General features: G+C 42.2%; 13 protein-coding genes and 1 pseudogene. 9 read left to right on the top strand and 5 right to left on the bottom strand.

Going from position 1 to position 16,950, the window contains the following annotated elements:
- The first annotated feature begins 124 nt into the window (after positions 1 to 124).
- Both NSQ64_RS10785 and NSQ64_RS10780 read left to right on the top strand, forming a co-directional pair.
- Positions 125 to 1,516, top strand: coding sequence for an MFS transporter (locus NSQ64_RS10785; protein ID WP_045034982.1), 1,392 nt, complete (start codon positions 125 to 127; stop codon positions 1,514 to 1,516).
- Between the two features lie 25 nt (positions 1,517 to 1,541).
- Positions 1,542 to 3,149 carry a glycoside hydrolase family 43 protein gene (locus NSQ64_RS10780; RefSeq protein ID WP_341016443.1) on the top strand — a complete coding sequence of 536 codons (1,608 nt, stop codon included), beginning with the start codon at positions 1,542 to 1,544 and terminating at the stop codon, positions 3,147 to 3,149.
- 46 nt (positions 3,150 to 3,195) lie between these two features.
- Here NSQ64_RS10780 and xylR read toward each other — a convergent pair whose 3' ends face one another.
- Positions 3,196 to 4,356: a transcriptional repressor XylR gene (gene xylR, locus NSQ64_RS10775; protein WP_335352412.1), complete on the bottom strand. Its 1,161-nt coding sequence runs from the start codon at positions 4,354 to 4,356 to the stop codon at positions 3,196 to 3,198.
- Positions 4,357 to 4,569: 213 nt separating this feature from the next.
- Between xylR and xylA the strand changes: the two genes are divergently transcribed.
- From xylA to NSQ64_RS10760, 3 genes are all read left to right on the top strand, one after another.
- Positions 4,570 to 5,907, top strand: a complete 1,338-nt coding sequence (gene xylA / locus NSQ64_RS10770; RefSeq protein ID WP_024718319.1) for a xylose isomerase — start codon at positions 4,570 to 4,572, stop codon at positions 5,905 to 5,907.
- A gap of 33 nt (positions 5,908 to 5,940) precedes the next feature.
- A complete protein-coding gene (gene xylB / locus NSQ64_RS10765) occupies positions 5,941 to 7,434 on the top strand; it encodes a xylulokinase (protein ID WP_341016440.1) in 1,494 nt (497 codons plus the stop codon).
- 93 nt (positions 7,435 to 7,527) lie between these two features.
- Positions 7,528 to 8,214 (top strand): glycoside hydrolase family 11 protein, encoded by a 687-nt coding sequence (locus NSQ64_RS10760; RefSeq protein ID WP_008346560.1) that lies wholly within the window; start codon positions 7,528 to 7,530, stop codon positions 8,212 to 8,214.
- A 46-nt stretch (positions 8,215 to 8,260) separates the two neighbouring features.
- Here the strand turns inward: NSQ64_RS10760 and NSQ64_RS10755 are convergent, their stop codons facing one another.
- Positions 8,261 to 10,300 carry a molybdopterin oxidoreductase family protein gene (locus NSQ64_RS10755; protein WP_341016438.1) on the bottom strand — a complete coding sequence of 680 codons (2,040 nt, stop codon included), beginning with the start codon at positions 10,298 to 10,300 and terminating at the stop codon, positions 8,261 to 8,263.
- Between the two features lie 118 nt (positions 10,301 to 10,418).
- Positions 10,419 to 11,615, bottom strand: a complete 1,197-nt coding sequence (locus NSQ64_RS10750; protein ID WP_125590404.1) for a cytochrome P450 — start codon at positions 11,613 to 11,615, stop codon at positions 10,419 to 10,421.
- Positions 11,616 to 12,084: 469 nt separating this feature from the next.
- On the opposite strand from NSQ64_RS10750, the gene proC reads away from it, so the two are divergent.
- The 4 genes from proC to NSQ64_RS10730 all read left to right on the top strand — a co-directional run bounded on the left by proC (position 12,085) and on the right by NSQ64_RS10730 (position 15,966).
- Positions 12,085 to 12,882 (top strand): pyrroline-5-carboxylate reductase, encoded by a 798-nt coding sequence (gene proC / locus NSQ64_RS10745; RefSeq protein ID WP_008346567.1) that lies wholly within the window; start codon positions 12,085 to 12,087, stop codon positions 12,880 to 12,882.
- A gap of 27 nt (positions 12,883 to 12,909) precedes the next feature.
- Entirely contained in the window at positions 12,910 to 14,028 is a 1,119-nt protein-coding gene (gene proB, locus NSQ64_RS10740; protein ID WP_025207481.1) for a glutamate 5-kinase, read from the top strand.
- An 18-nt stretch (positions 14,029 to 14,046) separates the two neighbouring features.
- Positions 14,047 to 15,315: a glutamate-5-semialdehyde dehydrogenase gene (locus NSQ64_RS10735; protein ID WP_025207480.1), complete on the top strand. Its 1,269-nt coding sequence runs from the start codon at positions 14,047 to 14,049 to the stop codon at positions 15,313 to 15,315.
- Between the two features lie 87 nt (positions 15,316 to 15,402).
- Positions 15,403 to 15,966: a GNAT family N-acetyltransferase gene (locus tag NSQ64_RS10730; RefSeq protein ID WP_144665595.1), complete on the top strand. Its 564-nt coding sequence runs from the start codon at positions 15,403 to 15,405 to the stop codon at positions 15,964 to 15,966.
- 53 nt (positions 15,967 to 16,019) lie between these two features.
- On the opposite strand, the pseudogene NSQ64_RS10725 reads toward NSQ64_RS10730, so the two are convergent.
- Together NSQ64_RS10725 and NSQ64_RS10720 are read right to left on the bottom strand one after the other, a co-directional pair.
- Positions 16,020 to 16,313 (bottom strand): annotated as a pseudogene (locus NSQ64_RS10725) (IS5/IS1182 family transposase); the annotation flags it as partial.
- Positions 16,314 to 16,368: 55 nt separating this feature from the next.
- Entirely contained in the window at positions 16,369 to 16,938 is a 570-nt protein-coding gene (locus NSQ64_RS10720) for a GNAT family N-acetyltransferase (protein ID WP_268417845.1), read from the bottom strand.
- Positions 16,939 to 16,950 lie beyond the last annotated feature (12 nt).

The following is a 16,950-nucleotide window of genomic DNA, read 5'->3' as shown; positions in this document are numbered from 1 at the left end:
AGAAAGAGATGTTCAGCTTCATTTTTACAACGAATTGAAAGCGCTTTATTTTCGACCTATTGTTTGCTGCTGCCCTGCACCATCTGTCCGTTAGAAGAGGCTAAGTGAAGAAGGGAGAAAACTCATGGTAAGTGAGAATTTAAAGAAGATTCGTATGTCTGAAAAAGTGGGGTATGCTTCAGGAGATTTCGCATGTAATTTAATTTATGCAACTGTCTCTACGTATCTATTATTTTTTTATACGGATGTCTATGGATTATCAGCAGCAGCAGCAGGGACGATGTTTTTGGTGGTTCGGGCCATCGATGCGCTTGCAGATCCGTTTATTGGGGCGATGGTTGACCGAACGAACAGCCGTTTTGGCCGGTTTCGACCTTATTTGTTATTTGGTGCGTTACCTTTTGCCGTTCTTGCCATTCTTTGTTTTACGACACCGGATTTTTCCGAAATGGGAAAACTCATTTATGCGTACATCACGTATGTTGGTTTATCGCTTACATACACGTTCATCAATGTTCCTTATGGTGCTTTAACTTCCGCAATGACAAGAAATAACCAAGAGGTCGTCAGTATTACGTCTGTTCGTATGCTTTTTGCAAATCTCGGTGGGTTAGTTGTTGCTTTTTTTGTTCCGTTTCTTGCGACGTTTTTGGGTGATACAACAGGAAATACAGCACTTGGCTGGCAGATCACGATGGCATTTCTCGGCGTACTTGGGGGCGGATTACTGATTTTCTGTTTTAAAAGTACGAATGAGCGCGTCACGCTTCAAAAGCCAGAGGAAAAGATCAAGTTCAGTGATCTCTTTGTCCAGTTACGAGTGAATCGTCCGCTTGTTGTGTTAAGCATTTTCTTTATCATTATCTTTGGTGTGAACTCGATCAGCAACTCAGTCGGGATTTATTATGTGACGTATAACCTAGGCCGAGAAGATTTAGTGAAGTGGTACGGCCTGATTGGCAGTCTGCCAGCTTTAATGGTGTTGCCGTTTATTCCTAAGCTGCACAAGTTGTTAGGAAAGAAAAAGCTGCTGAATTATTCATTATTGCTGAATATTGTAGGCCTTCTTGCCTTACTTGTGATCCCGCCGAGTCAAATCACTTTAATACTTGTTTTCAGGCTCGTTGCGGCTGCAGGGAGTATTACAGCAGGTGCTTACATGTGGGCACTCATTCCTGAAACTGTTGAATATGGCGAATATAAAACAGGGAAAAGGATGGGTGGACTGATTTATGCAGTGATTGGCTTCTTCTTTAAATTTGGGATGGCCTTAGGCGGCATCGTTCCAGGGCTTGTCCTTGACCGATTTGGTTATATTGCAAACCAAGTGCAAACACCAGAAGCTTTACTGGGCATTTTAATCACGACAACGGTGATTCCTGTATGCTTACTAATTTTAGCGATGGTTGATATTAATTTTTATAACCTAGATGAAGAAAAACATAAAAAAGTCGTACGAGAGCTTGAGAATAGAGACAAGGTGTATATCGATCATATGGACGACTTTAAAATGTAGTTCTCTGAAAGAGGAGGAAGTTCAATTGAAGATTACTAATCCAGTGCTCAAAGGGTTTAACCCTGACCCAAGTATTTGCCGTGCGGGAGAGGACTATTACATGGCGGTTTCTACATTTGAATGGTTCCCGGGGGTGCAAATTTATCACTCGAAGGATCTCGTCCACTGGCGGCTCGCCGCGCGTCCCTTGCAAAAAACTTCTCAACTCGATATGAAAGGAAATCCTGATTCCGGCGGGGTTTGGGCGCCGTGTTTAAGTTATGCGGATGGTCAGTTTTGGCTCATCTATTCAGATATTAAAGTAGTAGATGGTCCGTTTAAGGATGGTCATAATTATTTGGTCACAGCTGACGAAGTAGATGGCGAGTGGAGCGATCCGGTTCGGCTCAATAGTTCTGGGTTTGATCCTTCCTTGTTCCATGATCCAAGCGGAAAGAAATACGTGTTGAATATGCTGTGGGACCATCGAGAAAAACATCACTCCTTTGCAGGTATAGCCTTGCAGGAATATAGTGTATCTGAAAAAAAACTGGTCGGTGAGCGGAAGGTCATTTTTAAAGGCACTCCAATCAAACTGACAGAAGCCCCGCATCTTTATTACATCAATGATGTCTATTATTTATTAACAGCTGAAGGGGGAACACGTTACGAACATGCAGCCACAATCGCCCGTTCCTCGCGTATTGATGGGCCGTACGAGGTTCATCCTGACAACCCAATTTTAACGGCTTTTCATGCGCCTAGCCATCCACTACAAAAATGCGGGCATGCTTCCATTGTACAAACGCATACAAATGAATGGTATATGGCTCATCTGACTGGCCGCCCAATTCATTCAAGTAAGGAATCCATTTTTCAGCAAAGAGGCTGGTGCCCTTTAGGAAGAGAGACAGCCATACAAAAGCTTGAATGGAAAGATGGCTGGCCGTATGTGGTAGGCGGAAAAGAGGGGCTCCTAGAGGTTGAAGCGCCTGCGATGAGCGTAAAAGAGTTCTCTCCAACCTATCACATAGTCGATGAATTTAAAGATTCATCGTTAAATAGACATTTTCAAACATTAAGAATCCCATTTACGGATCAGATTGGTTCAGTGACGGAAAATCCTCATCATTTAAGGCTGTATGGGCAGGAATCTTTAACGTCTAAATTTACCCAAGCGTTTGTTGCGAGGCGCTGGCAAAGCTTTTATTTTGAAGCAGAGACAGCAGTTTCTTTCTTTCCGAAAAACTTTCAGCAAGCGGCAGGACTTGTGAATTATTATAATACGGAAAATTGGACTGCACTTCAGGTGACTTATGACGAGGCGCTTGGCCGTATCCTTGAGTTATCTGTGTGTGAAAATCTGGCCTTTTCTCAGCCGCTAATTAAAAAAATCATCATCCCAGACGAGATTCCGTATGTGTATTTAAAAGTGACTGTTCAGAGAGAGACGTACACGTATTCTTATTCTTTTGATCAACAAGAGTGGGAAAAAATAGATATACCGCTTGAATCGACCCATTTATCAGATGATTTTATTCGAGGAGGGGGGTTCTTTACAGGGGCTTTTGTCGGAATGCAGTGCCAAGACACAAGCGGCGAACGTCTGCCTGCCGATTTTAAGTATTTTCGATACGAAGAAACAACTGAATAAAAAAAGACAACACTCTAAAGGCTGTCTCTCTTTAACATGTATTCCATTATGGTGAAGGCGTGACATCACGCAAAAAAGCTTCAGTGACTAGAGATGTCATCCCTAAGGCTGGTGCGTTTTGTCCTAATGACGAAGGAAGCAGCTCCACCCGTGAGCTGAATTGTGCATCCATTCTAGAGGATACTTCATCTTGAATGACACTTAGAACGGCCTGCTCAGATTCAATGACCTTGTTTCGTAAAATAACGGCTTGTGGGTTGAAGGTATGCAGAACGTTTGTGAGACCTACCCCAATGTAAAAGCCAAAGTTACGCAAGGCATTGAGTGTCTTCATATCATTTAACTTCGCCAGCCGCTCAATATCTTGATAGGTGAATGGCTGACCATCTGTTTGGAGCGATTGGAACAGTGCTTTCTCAGATGCATACAGTTCCCAGCAACCACGATTTCCGCAGCTACATGTCGGTCCATTAAAGTCGATCGTCATATGTCCCATTTCACCAGAAAAACCGTTCGTGCCTCTATATAAATGATGATTGATAATGATGCCTATTCCAATACCAGTGCCGATACTTGCATAGATCAGATGGTCATAATGTTTAGCAGCACCGAAGATTTTTTCACCGTACGCACCGGCATTTGCTTCATTCTCGATAAAAACCGGTACTTGGAATGTGTCTTGGAGACTTGTTTTTAGATCGACATTTTTCCATTTTGAATGAGGCGTAAACACAATTTGTTCATCTGCATCGACCAGACCTGGTATACAAATCCCTATACCAATCAGCCCGTATGGAGAAGAAGGGATGTGCGAACGTAACTGCTGAATCAATTCAATTAATATACGGACGGTCACATCAGGTGTGCTGGATGGGAGCTTGAGCTGCTCATTATGAATAATCGACCCTTCAAGGTCTGTTAAAATGCCGTTGACATAATCAACACCGACATCAATGCCGATAGAGTAACCTGCACGTTTATTAAACATGAGAAGCACGGGTCTTCTTCCGCCGCTAGATTCGCCTTGACCGATTTCATAAACAAGATGTTCTTTCATTAATGTACTCACTTGAGAAGAAACGGTCGATTTATTTAACCCAGTGCGTTCAGATAATTTTGCTCTGGAAATTGGTGCTTGGTGCAGAATTTCGTTTAGCAATAGCTTTTGATTTATTTTTTTCACAAAGTTCTGATCCGCAATATCCATTGTATCCACTCCATTTGTTTCGTCTTTAGATTAAGTGAAGAAAAGCCACTTTTTATCGTGTTCATTCTCTATAAAACATGCTTTTTATTTTATTATAACGAAAATATTTCTAAAAAACTAAAAAATATGGAAAATTCAAAGAGATTAGTTGGTAAACTCGTTTATTCGTTTGTTGAATCAACTTACTAAGTGAATATATAGGGGGAATCACTTATGGTCAAATCAAATATGACTTCGTTAAGTAGTTTACAGGGGATTGGCAACATTCAATATGAAGGAAAACATTCAAAGAACCCATTCGCATTTAAATATTATAATCCGAGCGAAATGATTGGCGGAAAGACAATGAAAGACCACCTGCGATTTTCCGTCGCTTATTGGCATACACTGACTGCTGATGGAACAGACATGTTTGGAACTGGCACGATGAAAAGAGCTTGGGATTCTTATAGTGGAATGGATTTGGCGAAAGCTAGATTGGAAGTGGCTTTTCAGCTCTTTGATCTATTGGATGTTCCGTATTTTTCATTCCATGACCGTGATATTGCACCAGAGGGCGACACGCTTCAAGAGACCAATCAGCAGTTAGACATCATCATAGAAAGAATGAAAGATTACATGCAGCAAAGCGGGGTTCGGCTTCTATGGAACACGGCTAATATGTTTAAGCATCCAAGATTTGTTCACGGTGCAGCGACATCCTGTCATGCCGATGTATTTGCCTATGCAGCTGCACAAGTGAAAAAGGGCATCGAAACAGCAAAGGAACTCGGCGCAGAAAATTATGTTTTCTGGGGAGGACGAGAAGGTTACGACACACTACTGAATACAGATATGAAAAGAGAGCTTGACCATTTGGCGACCTTTTTGCATATGGCGGTCGATTATGCAAAAGAAATTGGATTTACAGGTCAATTTTTAATTGAGCCAAAGCCGAAGGAACCGACAACTCATCAATATGATACGGATGCAGCGACATCAATCGCCTTTTTAAAACAATATGGATTGGATACACACTTTAAATTAAATATCGAGGCCAATCATGCGACATTAGCGGGTCATACGTTTGAGCATGAGCTGCGTGTAGCAAGAATTCATGGACTGCTCGGTTCCGTTGATGCCAATCAAGGAAACTCCCTTCTAGGCTGGGACACAGATGAATTCCCAACGGATTTATATGCCACAACACTCGCCATGTATGAAATTTTGCAAAATGGCGGACTTGGAACAGGCGGTCTCAATTTTGATGCAAAAGTCAGAAGAGCCTCCTTTGAACTGGAAGATCTTCTGTATGCCCATATTGCGGGGATGGATGCATTCGCAAAAGGGCTGCGGGTGGCTCATAGACTCATTGAAGACCGTGTGTTTGAAGATGTGATCAAGCACCGGTACCGTAGTTTTTCTGAAGGAATTGGACGGGAGATTTCAGAAGGAACGGCAAACTTTCATACATTAGAAGAATATGCACTGAAACATCCGCTCATCAGAAACGAATCTGGCAGAGAGGAACAGCTGAAAGCCAGATTGAATCAATATTTGTTAGAAGATTAATGGAGCGGGCTGCTGTTTTGAAGGAGTGAACACATGAAGTATGTGATGGGAATTGATCTTGGAACGAGCGGAGTCAAAGCGATATTAGTAGATGAGAGCGGGAAGGTATGCTGCGAGACGACTAAATCTTACCGCCTCATTCAAAGCAAACCAGGTTATTGTGAGCAAAATCCTGAAGACTGGGTAGAGCAGACGATGGCCGCGATGACAGAACTTATGGAGAGAAAGCCTGTTCAGTCAATGCAGGTAGAAGGCATCAGTTTTTCTGGACAAATGCACGGACTTGTTTTATTGGATGAATCCCTTCAGGTGCTCAGGCCTGCTATTTTGTGGAATGACACAAGAACAACATCGCAATGCGTGCGCATGACAGAAAAGCTAGGAGGCAGGCTGCAAGCGATCACAAAAAACCAGGCGTTAGAAGGGTTTACACTGCCAAAGTTGTTATGGGTAAAGGAACATGAACCAGAAATTGATCAACGAATCCATTTGTTTTTACTTCCAAAAGATTATGTCAGATATCGATTAACCGGCGCTATTCATATGGACTATTCTGATGCGGCTGGTACGTTACTGTTGGATATTGGAGAACAAACATGGAGTGAGGAGATTTGTCAAACCTTTGATATTCCGATTCGTATTTGCCCGCCGCTCGTTTCATCGGAGGCGGAGGTTGGAACACTTTTGCCGCAGATCGCAAAGGAAACCGGGATGACAGAAGAGGCGAAGGTTTTTGCAGGTGGAGCGGATAATGCTTGCGGTGCCATTGGTGCCGGCATTTTATCATCAGGTCACACACTATGCAGCATTGGCACATCAGGTGTCATTCTTTCCTATGAAGAAAATCATAACAGAGAGCTGAATGGAAACTTGCATTTATTCCATCATGCCAAAAAAGACGCTTTTTATACAATGGGAGTCACTTTATCAGCAGGTTATAGCCTCGATTGGATAAAATCTTTACTTGCTCCAAATGATTCGTTTAAAGCCCTTTTAGCCGGAGCAAAGGATATAGCGCCTGGCGCAAATGGATTGCTGTTTACGCCATATTTAGTTGGGGAAAGAACGCCTCATGCAGATTCAGTCATTCGTGGAAGCTTCATTGGATTAGACAGCCGGCATGAAAAAGCGCATATGGTTAGAGCTGTGCTCGAAGGAATCACTTTTTCATTAAATGAATCGATCGCTTTATTCAGGCAGGCCGGAAAAAGAATAGATGCTATTGTGTCCATTGGTGGAGGTGCGAGAAGTCATACATGGCTTCAAATGCAGGCAGATATTTTTCAAGCTAAGGTGATTCAGCTTGAAAATGAGCAAGGGCCTGCGTTAGGTGCAGCGATGCTTGCAGCAGTTGGATGCGGCTGGTACGAGTCACTCGAGGCGTGCGCGGATCAGTTTATCCATCAAGCGGCCGTATTTACACCAAATCAACAGCATGTCGATGTATATGATCATCTCTTTCGTTTGTATCAAAGCATTTATACAAACACAAGAGACATTCATGCGGATCTAGCACAGTATCGATAATCTAGTAGTGAGTGGGGCATGAAAGGAGGTGATGAATTCGTTTCATCTTAGAGATGACAGAATCAAAAGGATGAAAAAGGAGAGGAATGGACGATGAATTTGAGAAAATTAAGACTGTTGTTTGTGATGTGTATTGGACTGACGCTTATACTGACGGCTGTACCAGCCCATGCGAGAACTATTACGAATAATGAAATGGGTAACCATAGCGGGTACGATTATGAATTATGGAAGGATTATGGAAACACCTCGATGACACTCAATAACGGCGGGGCATTTAGTGCAGGCTGGAACAATATTGGAAATGCTTTATTTCGAAAAGGAAAAAAGTTTGATTCCACTAGAACTCACCATCAACTTGGCAACATCTCCATCAATTACAACGCAAGTTTTAACCCAGTCGGGAATTCCTATTTATGTGTCTATGGCTGGACACAATCTCCATTAGCAGAATACTACATTGTTGATTCATGGGGCACATACCGTCCAACAGGCACACATAAAGGAACATTTTATGCAGACGGGGGCACATATGACATTTATGAAACAACCCGTGTCAATCAGCCTTCCATTATCGGGATCGCAACCTTCAAGCAATATTGGAGTGTACGTCAAACGAAACGTACAAGCGGAACGGTCTCCGTCAGTGCGCATTTTAAAAAATGGGAAAGCTTAGGGATGCCAATGGGGAAAATGTATGAAACGGCATTTACTGTAGAAGGCTACCAAAGCAGCGGAAGTGCAAATGTGATGACCAATCAGCTGTTTATTGGCAATTAAAAAAGTCAAAGAAAAGAGCCGGGAGCAAAACTCCTGGCTCTTTCTATCATAATTTTTCAACTTCGACTCTGCCGGAAAAGAACGTCGCACCACCGCCCATATCTGCCAAACGATCAGGTGTGAGGCCATTCACCAAATGTTTTTTGCCTTTTTGGTCTGCCCATAATCCCTGGCTGACAACAACGCCAGATAACACATTTTGTCCGACTGACACGATGAGCTCGCATTCTCCTCGATCATTCAGCACACGAACCATGTCCCCATCTTTAATCTGTCTTTCTTTTGCATCTTTTTCATTCATATGAAGCTTCGGACATTTCTCAAGCTTTTGATGCTTCTCATGAAGAGAGAAGGTGGAATTAAGAAAATTATGGTTTGGTCCCGGTATAAACGTCAGTGGATAATCACTTTCCTTGAATAAAGGTACATAGGTTGGAAGGGCTGGATATCCATCTTTTTTCATTTGTTCAGAGTAAAGCTCAATTTTCCCGCTTGGGGTAGGGAGCTTTAAATCTTCGAAAGGCCCTCGTTTTGCTTTGATCCACTTTTTCTCTTTTAACGCTTGATATGAAATGTTTTCATAGTGCGGATTTTCAGGATGATGAAGAGCTTGTTCCATTAGTTCCGCATCTGTGTCTTTAAAGGCTTCATCTTCAAAGCCCATCGCATGAGCCAAAAGCCGAAACACTTCTGTGTTTGATTTGCTTTCTCCATAACGTTCTATAACAGGTTCTTGAATTTGAATGTAATGATGCCAGTAAGAAGTATAAAAATCCTCATTTTCAAAGGCAGAGGTCGCTGGCAGAACAATATCCGCATAAGAGGCTGTCTCTGTCATGAACAAGTCATGGACAACCGTAAATAAGTCTTCCCGCATTAAACCGTCTCTTACTTTATTTGCTTCAGGTGTCACAACAGCCGGGTTGCAAGAGTAGACAAAAAGAGAATCAATAGAAGGTTCTGCGTTCGTTAGCACGCTGCCCAGCTGATTCATATTAAATGTTCTAGGTTTGCGTTCCTTTAATAATTCCGGCCGCTGAAGAGCGATTTCATTATAACTAAGAAAAGAAGAGTTCGATTTCATCGCACCGCCGCCTTTGTGCAACCATTGACCGGTGAGGGCAGGGAGGCAGGAGATGGTTCGAATACTCATACCGCCATTATCGTGATGCTGTAGCCCATTGCCAATACGAATGAGAGACGGCGATGTCTCTGCGTACATTCTCGCAAGTGTGATGATGTCTTCTTTCGGGACACCCGTGATCTGTTCAACCGTTTCTGGATCGTACTGCTTCACATGCTCGCGAAGTTCATTGTGACCGACCGTGTAAGTCTCTAAAAATGACGCATCTGTGAGGTCTTCTTTAAAAAGGACATGCATGATCCCAAGAGCTAGCGCACTGTCAGTGCCAGGGCGAAGCGGGATGAACCAATCTGCCATCCGGCCCGTTTGGTTTTTGTGCACATCAATGACGACAATTTTAGCCCCTTGCTTTCGAGCTTTTTGTGCCAACGTGATTTGATGCATATTGGTTGAAACCGCATTGATGCCCCAAAAGATAAATAGTTTCGTATGAATGGTCTCTTCTGGGTCTGTCCCGATGCTTGCGCCCATTGTATATTTATAGCCAGTTGTTCCGGCTGATTGACAAATGGTTCGGTCTAGCTGACTTGAGCCAAGTCGATAGAAAAAGCGGCGGTCCATTCCTTCTGCATTGAGATTCCCCATATTCCCATAGAAGCTGTAAGGCAAAATGCTTTCTGGTCCTTTTTCTTCGATCAGCTTTGTCCATTTTTGACGAATGGTTTCAATCGCTTCTTCCCACGTAATTGGAGCAAACTGCCGGTCACCTTTTTGACCTACACGTTTTAATGGTGTTGTCAGACGTTTTTCATCATATAAACGAGCTGTGACATTCCGCACTTTATTGCAAATGTTTCCTTGAGTGACTGGATGATCTGGATCTCCTTGAACTTTAACGATCTTTCCGTTCTCTTTATGTATTAAAAGACCGCACTGATCAGGGCAATCTAACGAACAAACTGATTTGAATATTCCGTCTTTCATTGCTGTGTAATCGGTCATACGTTTAGCTTCCTTTCCGAATTCCGTGATCACTGTACATATGGATTTTATTTTAGCATGTTCAGACGAGGAAGGTAAGGATAAGCATATGAAAAAAAGCCCCTAATGAAAGGGACTTTTAAAAACGGGTGACCTGCACAGGGAATTCTTTGACCCCAAACACAAACGTGCTTTGAATCGGTTTCAGCTGATCTGCCGCACAGGTGATTTCTCGAAACGTACGGAGTAAAATCTCAAGTGCTAGATGAGCCTCAAGCCGGGCGAGAGGGGCACCAAGACAAAAATGGATGCCGAAGCCAAAGCTCAAATGTGGATTTGATTTTCTGTCAAGACGAAACGTATCTGGATCGTCAAACTTCCGTTCATCACGATTCGCAGATGCCACCCAGCTGATAAGATAGTCTCCTTTTTCAATGTGAGAACCGGCAATCTGAACATCCTCTGCTGCAACTCGCCCAATCGCTTGAACAGGCGGATAATAGCGTAGCGTTTCTTCTGTCAATTGAGGAATGAGAGACAGGTCTTGCCGCACTGATTCGGCGATATGCGGCTGCTCTGTTAAAAGTCGTACGGCATTTGTGATTAAATTCGTTGTTGTTTCATTACCAGCAACGAGTAAGAGTATACAAAAGCCAAGCAGTTCATTTTCTGATAAACGCTCACCGTCAATTTCCGCTTGGATGAGAAGGGAGATTAAATCATCGGCTGGCATTTCTTTTCGTTTTTGGATCAAATGAGCAAAGTACTCTGACAGCTCTTTTTCTGCTTGTTTTTGCATGTCGACAACGGCTTGAACAGCTTCTTTTGAATCATCTTTGGCTCCTGCAACTAGAGCATCTGAATGTTTTTTGATCAGCTCTCTGTCTTTCACTTCTGCACCGAGAAGCTCGGCGATGATCATGACAGGTAGGGGAGCGGCCAGATCTTGCACAATATCGAAGGTCCGTTGATCCTTTACTTGATGTAATAGATCATGGGTCAAGTCTTTGATCTTTTCTTCTATTTGTTTGATCGCTTTTGGCGTGAAGGCTTTATTGACGAGTGCTCTCATTTTGGTATGTTTTGGAGGGTCCATTGTTAAAATACTCGTTTTAGATGTGCTTCTTCCTCGCTGTGATGAAAACACTTTTGGCTGCTTCAGAACGGACTGAATATCAGCATATCGAAAAAGATCCCAGCACTTTCTCGTTTCATCGTATCGAATATCACCCTGCGATCGTAATTCATTGTAGATAGGGAATGGGAAAAGAAGGTCATCTGTAGATCGGATTTCTTTCATTGGGATGACATTGACGTAATTTTCTTTTACTTTCATTATGAACGCTCCTTTTTCTCTTGATTCCCTTTCACGGTATCACCACAAAAAAAGCATTTCAACGGACATGTTTTCTAAAATATGTCAATAGTCTAATCGAAAGATTCAAACACATTCTTCCTATAGGAAAATAGAAAGCCATCAAAATGATAGCGCTTTCTAAAAACTAGAATTGAAGTCACCGAAACCAAAAATAAAATGGTGAATTCAGTCGAACGAAAGGGTACTATGATTCAAATCTGTATAGTTCTTTTGATCTAAATTGATGATTTTAAAAAACACGGCTAACATACATACCGCAAGCTGTTCAGCGTGTATTCGGGACTTTTGAAAAGCGCTGGCTCTTTCTTGACACGATTTCTCATCATGTTACGATAACTAACGTGCGAAAAACACGAACAAAAAGCGAACAAGGGAGAGGATCAATATCATTGATCAAAAGAAAGTTGCTTTCATTGGAGCAGGTTCTATGGCGGAAGGAATGATTGCAGGTATTGTGCGATCAGGTCAGATGCCGCTCAGCCAAATTTACGCAACAAACAAGCAAAATAAGCAGCGATTAAACGAACTAACGAAACGCTACGGAATCCAAACAGCCACAATGGATTCATTTCCTTTTGAAGAAATGGATATGTTGATCCTGGCAATGAAGCCAAAGGATGCTGAAACAGCACTTGAATCATTAAAACCTCATATTCAGAAAGATCAGCTCATCCTGTCTGTACTTGCAGGTGTGAAATCATCGTATATTGAAGACATGCTGCATGAAGGGCAGCCTGTTATGCGAGTAATGCCAAATACGTCAAGTACGATTGGGGCGTCGGCGACCGCTTTATCTGCTGGACGTTATGTGAAAAATGAACATGTAAGCATGAGTCGGGCTCTTTTATCTGAAATGGGAGAAGTGTATACCATTCAGGAAGAGCAAATGGATATTTTCACAGGAATTGCCGGAAGTGGTCCAGCTTATTTTTATTTCTTAATGGAAAGAATCGAAGAGGCTGGAGAAGAAGCTGGCTTATCAAAAGAAATGTCCCGTCAAATCGGTACACAGACACTTCTCGGTGCAGCGAAGATGCTGCAAGAAACAGCTGAAAATCCTTCTGTCCTCAGAGAAAAAATTACGTCACCTAATGGAACAACTGCTGCAGGACTAGATGCATTAGATGATTTTGGCGGAGGAGAAGCCATCAAACAGGCCGTCAAACATGCCGCCAATCGATCAAAAGAAATAAGTGAACAGCAAAAACAAAAAGTAACGATATAAATAGAGCCTCAATACAGGAGTGATAAGGTGTACGCAGATAAAGAGAGAAAACGAATTGTTGTGAAAATCGGAAGCAGCTCTCTTACTAGCTTTCAAGGTGAGATTAGTTTAAAAAAACTAGAAAACCTCGTCAATCAAATTGTAAAACTCAAAGATGAAGGACACGAAGTCATTTTGGTCTCATCTGGTGCGGTTGCAGCTGGTTACCGAAAATTAGGATTTATTGATAGACCGAAAACACTGCCAGAAAAACAGGCGTCTGCCTCAATAGGGCAAGGGCTTTTAATGGAGTCATATTCTACTTTATTTTTATCGCACGGTTATATTGCTTCACAGCTATTAATTACAAGAAGCGATTTTTCAGATGAAACGCGCTATCAAAATGTGCGAAATACAATGAATGTGTTATTAGATCGGGGGATCATCCCGATTATTAATGAAAATGATACAGTGACGATCAATCGGTTGAAGTTTGGAGATAATGATACATTGTCTGCAAAAGTAGCTGGACTGATTGATGCGGATTTCCTCGCTATTTTATCTGATATTGACGGCTTGTATGAAGATAACCCTCATACAAACCCGAATGCGAAGAGAATTCTCGAAGTCACAGAAATCACAGAAGACATCGAAGCAGCCGCTGGAGATGCGGGAAGCAGCGTTGGTACAGGCGGAATGAAATCAAAACTCGACGCCTTTAAAATTTCAATGGCCTCAGGCATCAATGGCTTTTTGGGAAAAGCCGATACACCTCACATTTTAGACAAAGCCATCAACGGGACAGAGGACGGCACTTATTTTACAGCTGACGAAAATTTAGCGCCGCTGAATTATAAAAAACAGTGGATTGCTTTTCATTCTGGCCCAAAAGGCGAAATCGTTGTTCAAGAGAAAACACAGGAGCTTCTCATGCATCGTGAGAAAAGTCTGGATTCTGACGGCATAGTCAATGTAAAGGGTTCGTTTAAAAAAGGCGATGTTGTCCGTATTTTAGATCAAGATGAAAGAGAAATAGGGCTTGGCATTGTCAATTATGCGTCCGACGAACTCGCACTGAACGGTGACTTGCTACAGGATGAAGTGGTGCATGTCGTAGATCTTGAAGCGTTTGTTTGTCATTTAGATTTATCAATACCAGTTTGCTAATCATAAGGGAGGAATTTCATGACACTGACAGCTGAAGTTGTCACATCGGTCAAAGAAAAAGCGAAAAAAGCAAAGCACGTATCAAAAAAACTAGGTTTACTTCAAACAGAGGAAAAAAATGAGGCGCTGCTGAAAATAGCAGAAACACTCGAACAGCAAAGTGATTTTATTTTACAGGAAAATCAAAAGGATTTAGAGGCAGGAAAAGAAAAGGGCTTCTCTGAAGCATTAATGGATCGATTAATGTTAAATGAAGAGAGAATTCATGAGTTTGCGGAAAGTTTGCGGCTTGTGACGAGATTAACAGATCCTGTTGGAGAAATATTGGATGAATGGACTCTTGAAAACGGCTTACATGTGAAAAGCCGAAGAGTACCGCTCGGCGTGATCGGGATGATCTATGAAGCGAGACCGAATGTCACTGTCGATGCAGCAGGGCTTGCCCTCAAGGCAGGCAACTCAGTGATTTTAAAAGGCGGTTCCTCCGCTATTTCTTCCAACAAAGCCATCGTCCGCGTCATTCATGAGGCATTGGATCAAACAAAGATCCCTCGTGATGCGGTACAGTTTATTGAACAAACAGACCGTTCATCGGTTCAAGCGATGTTTCATCTAAAAGAGTGGATTGATGTTTTAATTCCGAGAGGCGGAGCTTCTTTAATCAAAACAGTTGTAGAAGAATCGACCATTCCAGTTCTTGAAACAGGGACAGGGAACTGCCATATCTTTATTGATCAAACAGCGAATGTAGAAAAAGCCATTCAGATTGTCATCAATGCGAAAACAAATCGTCCGGCCGTTTGTAATGCGCTTGAGACTCTGATCGTTCATCGCGATTGGCTGAAAGAAAATGGTGCAGCATTGAATGAAGCACTCCTTCAGCACCATGTCACTGTGCATGGAGATCAAGACGCTCAATCTTTCTTTTCCGAAGCGGTTCCTGCGGAGGAAGTAGATTGGACAGATGAGTATTTAAGTCTTGATCTTGCGGTGAAAGTCGTTGACTCAATTGAGGACGCCATTCACCACATTGATCAGTACGGAACGAAACATTCAGAAGCCATCGTAACAGAGGATGAAAAAAACGCACAAATCTTTCTAAACGAAGTCGATGCGGCCGCTGTTTATCATAACGCATCTACACGTTTTACAGATGGCGGTGCACTAGGATATGGCGCTGAAATTGGCATTTCTACTCAAAAGCTGCACGCAAGAGGCCCAATGGGACTTCCTGCACTGACAACGACAAAGCTGCTTCTATCTGGTGATGGTCAGATTAGAAGCTAGAATGAATGTAACGAACACTACCTTTCTTACTTGGGGTAGTGTTTTTTTAGTGTATGATAAAAGAAGAGAGAAAAAAGGGGGAACGACATGGAAACGATCAACACATCGATCTATTTAAGAGATTTCAAAGAAAGCGATGCTGAAGCACTGACAACACTTGAATATGAAAATCGCGAGTTCTTTCAGCCATTTACTTCATTTAGACAAGAGGATTTTTACACCATCCCCGAACAATTGAAGCGAATTCAGATATTTCAGCAAAGCCGCCAAAAAGACGAAACGTATGCAAAAGGAATTTTCCACCGTGCGTCACATCAGCTCATTGGCACAATCACATTATCTGGTGTTGTCAGAGATGTTCTTCAAAGCGCCTGGCTTGGATACGGACTTGATCAAAAACATAATGGAAAAGGCTACACAACTGAAGCAATTGCCCTCATGCTAGATGAGGCATTTCATGTGCTGGATCTTCACAGAATTGAAGCAGGTGTTCAGCCTCATAATATAGGTTCCATACGAGTACTTGAAAAGGCAGGTTTTCAAAAAGAAGGTCTATCTAGACAAAATGTAAAAATCAATGGGGAGTGGAAAGATCATTATTTGTTTGCGATTCTTGCGACGGATGAAAGGCCTCACATTATATCAAAATAAAAACTCCCCAGATGAGGGGTTTTCACTGATTTTAATAAAATTTATCTGTTGACTTAGGCTGGACATGGTCCTTTCCATGTCCAGTTTGCTAGCTTTTTGAGATTCATGGCAGCGAAAGTAAGCATCGCCTATATTGAAACTTTTTTGAGTCCACGAAGTTTCGTCCAATTGACTTTGTGTACAGTTATCTAAAAACGAGCAGGACTTGCATATCTCTGAATCAGACGCATATTGCTTATAGCCTTCTCTAGTCGTTGTACGATAATGCCCGTTGGGGCAAATGTAACAATCAAAATATGCATCATACACGTATTCATTCTTTTCAAATAACCAGCTTTTGTTCTTGGCGAATGCGAGATTTTGTCTACACGCTGAAACTCCCCCATATGAGGGGGAGTTTTTTTATGAACTTGAACGGTCTTTTTTCATGACTTTCTCAAATTTGAAAAATTCAAATGTCTCAGGCGCTAAAGGGTCATTTTCTTGATCGTTCTCATGAGGCAAGCTCGGATCTGGATGGTGCAAGTGATAAAACTCAACAATCTGAAACCCGCATTTGTTCACATAAAAATGAATGTTGCGCTTTTCAAAATAAGGAGTGACAACTTCCCACACCTTCGTTTCTGGATATTGCGCCTCAATGGCTTTCCATGCTGCCTGACCAATGCCTCGGCTGTGAGATGATGAAGAAATGTATAATAGGTCCACCGAATTGCGGTGTGTGAGAGGGTTGATTTTTAAAACAACCCCTCCTGCCTTTTGACCGTTTAGTAAAATATGATAGACAAGGTTCTCAGTCGAATAAAAAGATTCATCAATCGACTCATCAGGAGGAATTGGTCCACCTTCTGCATCGCCAAATGTATCAATGATGCCAGCTGTGAAAGCATCTTGCAGTTCTTTTTTCATCAAAGGGAAGTCTTCTTGATTTGCAAGTGATAATGTGACTTGATCTTGTGCGATTTTGTTCATGTGTAAATCCTT

The organism is Bacillus sp. FSL W8-0183 (genome assembly GCF_038006825.1).
Classification (GTDB): Bacteria; Bacillota; Bacilli; order Bacillales; family Bacillaceae; genus Bacillus; species Bacillus altitudinis.
The sequence above is the reverse complement of the archived record's forward strand: the minus strand, read 5'-3'. Positions and strand labels throughout refer to the sequence as shown.

Coding starts and splice junctions, on each gene's coding strand:
- NSQ64_RS10785 (WP_045034982.1), top strand. CDS start 125: ATGGTAAGTGAGAATTTAAAGAAGATTCGTATGTCTGAAAAAGTGGGG.
- xylR (WP_335352412.1), bottom strand. CDS start 4,356: ATGGATATTGCGGATCAGAACTTTGTGAAAAAAATAAATCAAAAGCTA.
- xylA (WP_024718319.1), top strand. CDS start 4,570: ATGGTCAAATCAAATATGACTTCGTTAAGTAGTTTACAGGGGATTGGC.
- xylB (WP_341016440.1), top strand. CDS start 5,941: ATGAAGTATGTGATGGGAATTGATCTTGGAACGAGCGGAGTCAAAGCG.
- NSQ64_RS10760 (WP_008346560.1), top strand. CDS start 7,528: ATGAATTTGAGAAAATTAAGACTGTTGTTTGTGATGTGTATTGGACTG.
- NSQ64_RS10755 (WP_341016438.1), bottom strand. CDS start 10,300: ATGACCGATTACACAGCAATGAAAGACGGAATATTCAAATCAGTTTGT.
- NSQ64_RS10750 (WP_125590404.1), bottom strand. CDS start 11,615: ATGAAAGTAAAAGAAAATTACGTCAATGTCATCCCAATGAAAGAAATC.
- proC (WP_008346567.1), top strand. CDS start 12,085: ATGGCGGAAGGAATGATTGCAGGTATTGTGCGATCAGGTCAGATGCCG.
- NSQ64_RS10735 (WP_025207480.1), top strand. CDS start 14,047: ATGACACTGACAGCTGAAGTTGTCACATCGGTCAAAGAAAAAGCGAAA.
- NSQ64_RS10730 (WP_144665595.1), top strand. CDS start 15,403: ATGGAAACGATCAACACATCGATCTATTTAAGAGATTTCAAAGAAAGC.
- NSQ64_RS10720 (WP_268417845.1), bottom strand. CDS start 16,938: ATGAACAAAATCGCACAAGATCAAGTCACATTATCACTTGCAAATCAA.